Origin of the sequence: Psychrobacter sp. SWN149 (assembly GCF_015864565.1) — a bacterium.
In the GTDB taxonomy this organism is placed as follows: Bacteria; Pseudomonadota; Gammaproteobacteria; order Pseudomonadales; family Moraxellaceae; genus Psychrobacter.
The window spans coordinates 1-6,432 of sequence record NZ_JADYWX010000013.1 but is presented as its reverse complement, the minus strand read 5'-3'; the positions used below and the strand labels follow the sequence as shown (position 1 = coordinate 6,432).

The 6,432-nt window shown below is 39.6% G+C and carries 7 protein-coding genes; 4 read left to right on the top strand and 3 right to left on the bottom strand.

What is annotated here, in order from left to right; translation table 11 throughout:
- The first annotated feature begins 1,040 nt into the window (after nt 1–1,040).
- On the top strand, nt 1,041–1,223 hold the full coding sequence (locus I6E86_RS13570; RefSeq protein ID WP_197177913.1) for a hypothetical protein: 183 nt from the start codon (nt 1,041–1,043) through the stop codon (nt 1,221–1,223).
- A 3-nt stretch (nt 1,224–1,226) separates the two neighbouring features.
- Here the strand turns inward: I6E86_RS13570 and I6E86_RS13565 are convergent, their stop codons facing one another.
- Both I6E86_RS13565 and I6E86_RS13560 read right to left on the bottom strand, forming a co-directional pair.
- Nucleotides 1,227–1,454 carry a hypothetical protein gene (locus I6E86_RS13565; protein WP_181718285.1) on the bottom strand — a complete coding sequence of 76 codons (228 nt, stop codon included), beginning with the start codon at nt 1,452–1,454 and terminating at the stop codon, nt 1,227–1,229.
- Nucleotides 1,451–1,846, bottom strand: a complete 396-nt coding sequence (locus tag I6E86_RS13560) for a hypothetical protein (protein WP_197177912.1) — start codon at nt 1,844–1,846, stop codon at nt 1,451–1,453. Before I6E86_RS13560 ends, I6E86_RS13565 begins: the two co-directional genes overlap by 4 nt.
- 229 nt (nt 1,847–2,075) lie before the next feature.
- Between I6E86_RS13560 and I6E86_RS13555 the strand changes: the two genes are divergently transcribed.
- The 3 genes from I6E86_RS13555 (at nt 2,076) to I6E86_RS13545 (ending at nt 5,234) form a co-directional block, all read left to right on the top strand.
- On the top strand, nt 2,076–3,656 hold the full coding sequence (locus I6E86_RS13555) for a MobA/MobL family protein (protein WP_197177911.1): 1,581 nt from the start codon (nt 2,076–2,078) through the stop codon (nt 3,654–3,656).
- Between the two features lie 136 nt (nt 3,657–3,792).
- Nucleotides 3,793–4,353 carry a PH domain-containing protein gene (locus tag I6E86_RS13550; protein WP_197177910.1) on the top strand — a complete coding sequence of 187 codons (561 nt, stop codon included), beginning with the start codon at nt 3,793–3,795 and terminating at the stop codon, nt 4,351–4,353.
- Nucleotides 4,354–4,457: 104 nt separating this feature from the next.
- Nucleotides 4,458–5,234, top strand: a complete 777-nt coding sequence (locus tag I6E86_RS13545; RefSeq protein WP_197177909.1) for a DUF308 domain-containing protein — start codon at nt 4,458–4,460, stop codon at nt 5,232–5,234.
- Nucleotides 5,235–5,370: 136 nt separating this feature from the next.
- Here I6E86_RS13545 and I6E86_RS13540 read toward each other — a convergent pair whose 3' ends face one another.
- The gene (locus tag I6E86_RS13540; RefSeq protein WP_197177908.1) at nt 5,371–6,237 is read right to left on the bottom strand and encodes a DUF6236 family protein; all 867 of its coding nucleotides are present in this window, start codon (nt 6,235–6,237) and stop codon (nt 5,371–5,373) included.
- Nucleotides 6,238–6,432 lie beyond the last annotated feature (195 nt).

Below are 6,432 nucleotides of genomic sequence, written 5' to 3'. Positions count from 1 at the left end.
TTATCGTTTAATGTTCGTTAATGGTTACAGACGTTTGGCGACGACTGTAACGACCAAATAAGCATTCACACTGCGTTATTTGACCAGCAATTAAGCCCATTAGGGCATATTCTAAGCCAAACCTAGGCTATTTTGCAATCAAATTACCCAATTAGTACCAAGTAGTAATATGAGTCCTTGTTTGTTCGTTCTCTCGCCAACACCTTGTAACTGTTTCCTAGCAATGGGTGGCAGGCATCAGTGACGACTGCATTGCATGGGTGACAGTAAGCTCTCGACAGGGGGTTCTGGACATATTGAGCAACGCAATGAGTGGTTATATTGTCTTTCGAAGCGGTACATTGGGTGTATATGCCCTTGCTAGCATTAGAAAGCATATAGCGGTTAAGAGCGTGTCTAGGCGGTGCTATCAGCCGTAATCTTAACAGGGTCAGCTTGATACAGTGATGACCTCCTGATGAGTGTCCCAAGTCGTGCCGAGGGCATGAGTGAACACCGTCAAGGTAACAACACTAAAGGATTTGCAGTTTTTCAACTGTGAGTCCTTTAGGGTGAGTGTTCCCTGATTTCAGAACCCAGCCGAACCAAGAGCATAATAATTACTTAGGCTAATCTAAGTGTTATATAGCCCCCTAGGCTATATAACATAAGAGACTGAAGAAAAATTTAAGTTAAGATAATAATAAAAAGCAAAAAAAGCACTCAATCAGCAGATTGAGTGTAGGGATCATTGATTAAAAAAACTCATGTGAAAAGATAAGTAAGCCTGAACCTTTAAAAATAAAGGGCTACAGCTTAAAAAGCAGCCAACTAAAACATTTAATATTACTGATAAACAACTAATATTATTAAGGTTGTTTATAGTCTGAAACCTTTGGTAATCAAGGGCTGTAGCCTTAAACAACTTATTTTATTTTAAAGAAACCAATATTAAAAAGGTTGTTTATCTAGCCAAAAACAACATTTAATATTTAAAACAACAAATTATATTATATACCTAGTGTATATTGCGTATATACCAAGTATATAGAGATAGTATTATGTCCAACAAAAAAGACAAACTGTTTACCGCTAAGGTAGAAGAGAACCTACTAGAAGCGTTTAAACATGCTTGCAGCAATCAAGATACGACTGCATCACAAGCTGTCAGAGCCTTTATGAGAGACTATGCTAAGAAGCATGGACAGGCTGATCTATTCGCACCCGATAAGAGCAAGAAGTAATCATTAGCGCAAGTTGAACAGGTCATAGGCTTTCATCTTCTTAGCCTTAATTCGACAACCGCCCTCGTAATACTCCACAAGCACAAAGCTATCAATCGTATCAGCGTTGCACTTGGGGCAGCGGTAAACACCCAGTTTTAAATTTTCATGTTCTTGAATGACCAGCTGCTGTTTTGATCGACAAGCATTACAGAATTTGAATGCCCGATTAGTAAACCGCTTCGTATTCATATGTCGTCTCTAACAGCATCCTTATCTCTATCTGAGACAAAGCCATTATCAAATGCTTCTTTCATTAGCATACGTAAGCTGTAGTTAGCTTGCTCATTGGTATCTGTCATCTTCTCAATGGCACTAAACCAAATGAGTTTGCGCCTTGTTTCAGCTTTACGAGCTTTTACCTTTTCAGCGTCAACCAAGCGTCTAGCATCAGCCCGAGCTTTTGCCAGTTGGTCGGCTTTACGTTCAGCCTTCATCAACACCGCCAACTTCCGATTATCAGCATCACTTCTATTGTCTTTTTCGCCCAATATAACGATTAGTTGCTGGGTGTCATTTGGTGACTTAAAACCCTGAAATCTTTTGATCAAATCATCAAGGTAAGCTGTGTCGATGGTAGCCATATAATGTCTAATATTGGTTGTTTTGATATAACTTTATCTTAGCATAGTAGAGTGGACTTTTCTTAATTAGCGATGGTTTTTTAACCTTATCGAGGAGATAAGGCACGCTTAGACGTTTCTCATTATCGCCCTATCGGTTATAATGAGAAACGGCGTGACAAGAGGCTAGCCCCTTTGTAATCCCCAGCAGGGGAAACCCCCACACCCCCAAAAACCAAAAGAGAAAAAAATGGCAATCGCAAGGCTCAGTGTTGGCATAGGAAAAAAAGGTAAGGCAAGCCCTCACGCCCAGTATATTGCTAGGGAAGGAAAGTATGCAAAAGACAATAATAGCTTAGAGAAACTAGAGCATACAGGGCATGGAAATATGCCAGCATGGGCAGATCATAACCCCAATTATTTTTGGCAAAGTGCAGATGAACACGAGCGCAAAAACGGCAGTACCTACCGTGAACACGTGATTGCTTTACCGAGGGAGCTAGATAGCGACCAGCGCCACGAACTTATCAAAGATTGGATAGCGCAGGAGATAGGCGATAAACACGCTTATCAGTACGCCATCCATAATCCCCCAGCAATGGACGGTAAAGAACAGCCTCATGCTCATATCATGTTTAGCGAGCGCACAAGAGACGGCATCGAGCGTGACCCTGACCAGTATTTTAAACGCTACAACGGCAAGAATCCTGAACGTGGTGGCGCAAAAAAAGCCAATACAGGCATGAAACCCGCAGACCGAAAAGCGGATCTGCTAGCCCAGCGTGATAGATGGGAGCAGACTTGTAACGACCACCTAAAAAGGGCTGGACGTTATCAGCGTATCAGTATGAAGTCGCTAAAAGAGCAAGGTATTGAGCGAGAACCAATCAACTTCACTATGACCCAGCTTAAAAAGCCTGAAATTAAAGACACCTACAAATCATTGCTAGAAGCCAAAGAGCAAGACCATCAAGCCCAATTAGACATTATTAGGGTGTTGGAAGCCACAGCCTTAGTTGAGATTAACCGTCAAATAAGGTTAAAAGCGGAAGAACAAAAAGCCAAGCAAGAGAAGGTTCAGAAACGCACACAGAAGCCCGAAGAGCCACAGAAAGCCCCACAAGCTACCAATGCCATACCAAAAGCCCCAAAACCGCAAATACAGCCAATTAAGGCTGCCAATGCTCCCATAATTGAAGGGCAGACCGTCAAGGAAGCGTTATATGTGGGGCAAAGTTTCGATGAAATGGTGGTACAGACTGCGGAGAGAATTAGAGCAGAGACTATAGAGCCATACAAGGCTGAGATGACAAGGCTTGAGGGCGGATATAAAGCATTGCAGGATAATAATTCATGGTTTGGTAAGGGCAAACGTGAGAAGCAGATGCAAGAGCTAGCCACTGAGTACAAAGGGGTGGAAAGAGATTTTAACGCAATAAAAAATCGTGATTTTACTATGCAAGCCAAAAACCACATCGAGTATAAAGCCCCCCAAGCCCATACTAAGAATGAACAAGCCAGTGAGACACTGAACTACCATGCATCGTTTAGGTATGGGGCGACACAAGCACAAGCAGGGCGACAGTACACAGGAGAGATAATCGCAGTAAATCGCTTGGGCGTTATGCAAAAAACCCCAACAGGCAGAAAGGTTTACCATGACTTAGACAGCTTTGAGACGTTGCCAAACGTGGGCGACAAGGTAACAGCGATTTATAACGAAGACGGTAAAGCAGATCTAGTGCCAGCAGATAAGGCAGAGATAACAAGGCAAATACAGCAAGTAGAATTAGAACGGCAACAGAGCAAAGATATAGAGCGTGACCGCTAAAAAAGTAGAGCTACCATGAACTGCGAGAGGGAGCTGAATAGTTATAGGCTTCAAAGAAATTAAAGCAATAATCAACTATAGTGTGCGCTCAATAAGCTAAACCACTTATAAATGAGCACTAGAAAGGATATTTATTATGCCAAGTATGGAAGAAATTAAGCCTATTTTGTCTCAAATGGATGGTATGTCAGCCTTTGCGGCAAGAAAGGAAGTCAACGAGTTACCAAGCATTTTATGGGAAAATGAAATGCCTGAAGCGATTGTAAAAGGATTTTACGATGGTGGAGTGGGTATTTTGGTTTGTACTAACAAGAGATTGATATTTATTAATAAGGGCGTCTTTAGTCTAAAAGTAGAAGATTTCCCTCTCACTAATGTTTCATCTATCCAGTATGAAACAGGTATGCTTTTTGGGAAAATAACTATATTTGCGTCAGGTAATCGTGCTGATATTGAACAAATTGATAAAAAAAGAACAAGAATTTTTGCTGAGTATGCACGCTCAAAGATATCAGGTGGTTCTCCGCAGCAATCCAATAATACAGGACAATCACAAAGTTCAAACCAAGCTAGCACAGCCACAGATAGTGCGGATTTGATGATAGAAAAATTAGAAAAGCTAGCATCACTCAAAGATCGAGGTATTCTTACAGAAGCTGAGTTTTTAACGCAAAAAGAGAAAATATTAAATAGCTAATAGCTCTATAAAGGTCAAATAAATGGGGCGTTAAGCCTGACATATTAATGATCAGACATAAGAAAAAATTTCTATCAAATTGCTTTACCTGAGAGATTTTAATAATGAATAAATTACGATCAACAGTGCTATCCGTTATTGCTTGGTTTTTTGGAGTAGTTTTTATATTCGGAGCATTAGGAGCGTTTCTTGGAGGAAGCCTAATAGCTGGCTTATTAATGCTAGTAGCAGGGGTTTTATTTTTACCCCCTATTAAACGCTTAATTTTAGATAGAAAGCCTACTCTGAGTAAGGGGAAAATAACAATAGCAGGAGCTGTCTTAGCAGTTATCTCAATGTTTTTTGTTCCAACTGATAATGAAAATCAAGCCTCAACTAGCGAGTCAACGGCAGTGGAAACTAAGCAAGAAGTTGTTAAGGAAAAAGAGACTATTGAAAAAACCGAGGTGGATAAACCTATTGAGAAGCAGAATGAAATACTACCTACTACAGCGGACGATGAGCAAATAGAAATGGTTAAGCCTTCTACAGTTGAGAAAAGACAGGATATCGACCCTATAAAAGCTAGGGCTATCTTGGATAAAGTTGATCAAGAGGTAGAAGCAGTGAAAGGTTTTAATGTTGAAGACAGAACAGAGGCAGCCAAAAAAAGTCGTCGTATGAAAGCGCTATTAGAGGAAGATACAGCTCCATTTGGAGATGAAAATGAGAAAGTAGGTCGCCTCTGTGACGCTACTAGAAGACAAGCTTTTACATATTGGCTTCAGGTAATGACTGAAAAATCTAAGGAAGATGCGCAAATATCTAAGGACTTTTTACAATATTATCAAGACAGCAAAAAACCTTGTTTAGACGCTATAAAAGACTTTGAAAACAGCTGATAGGCGAACCATTAATATGCCATTGTTCCGATAAAGGTGGATTATGGTAAATGATTTAAGGGCCATTTTAGCCGGCTGAATTAACGAATGAAAAGCCCCCTGCTGGGGGCTTTTCATTGGTTTTAGATTACCGTATTCAGTATAAGTTTTCTTTTCGGGCGTTAGTTAAGTATGCTAATTTTAAATTGTTTTTAGCAGGTTCAAAAGTAGTCGTTACTTTAGCAGAAAGTCTTATAGTAGAAAGGACAGCCCCAGTTATTGTTGCAATAGGCAACTCAACAAAACCAATTGCTGAACCTATAAGTGAACCTGCGGCAGCTCCTGCAAATAACTGTCCACCAGAAATCCGTAATTCAGTTGATAAATCAAACTTCCTAGACCTCTTGAAGCGTTCATGTGTGATTTTGTCTAGGTCAGCGATAGATTTAGTAAAATCACTAATAGCTTTTTTTGATGATAAGCTCTTATCAGGTGATAATAATGCTTGTTCATATAGTGCATCTAAATGCTCATGAAGTGCTAAAAACTCATCCCGTCTATATTCTTTAAATTCCAAAATGTCATAAGCATTTACGTCTCCTATAGGAACAGGCAAGCAGTTTGCTAAATCTACACGTAGAGTGTTGCACTCTATACTGTATTCTTCAGGAAGGATTAACGTAAACCCTTCTTGTTGCATCACCCAATCAGTACCTTTTTCTTGCATAAAATCTTTCGTAATTTGGCTTTGTGATCTAAGCATGATGTTTACCCATGCTTCTCTTCGTGGTTCGCCAAAAGGTAAAGTTTCAATTTCAGGACGTTCTAATATTCCTGCAGAGATAAAACCATCTTCTTGAGGCACCTGTAATGCATCAGGTATAAAATCAAATCTCGGTATTACTACTTTATCCCAGTAAAGGGAGTAGTAACGTAACTGGTCTAGAGAAGGCGCTTTCCCTATAATAAATCCTTGAGGAACCTTATAAATTGCATTTGACGCAGCTATTATTCCTCTATCCAAAACATTTCTCCATATCTACTAAAATAGAAGCTATTTAACAGCAATAATCTAGCATAAGACTTTTATTATCAACATCTTTACATGATTTTTGACTTTAGTTTTTTATTGGGATAAATGTTTTAATTATTCTATTCAACTTTAATGAATTACTGACATAAAAAATAAACCCCCCTAATACTTGACGTAATAGGGGGG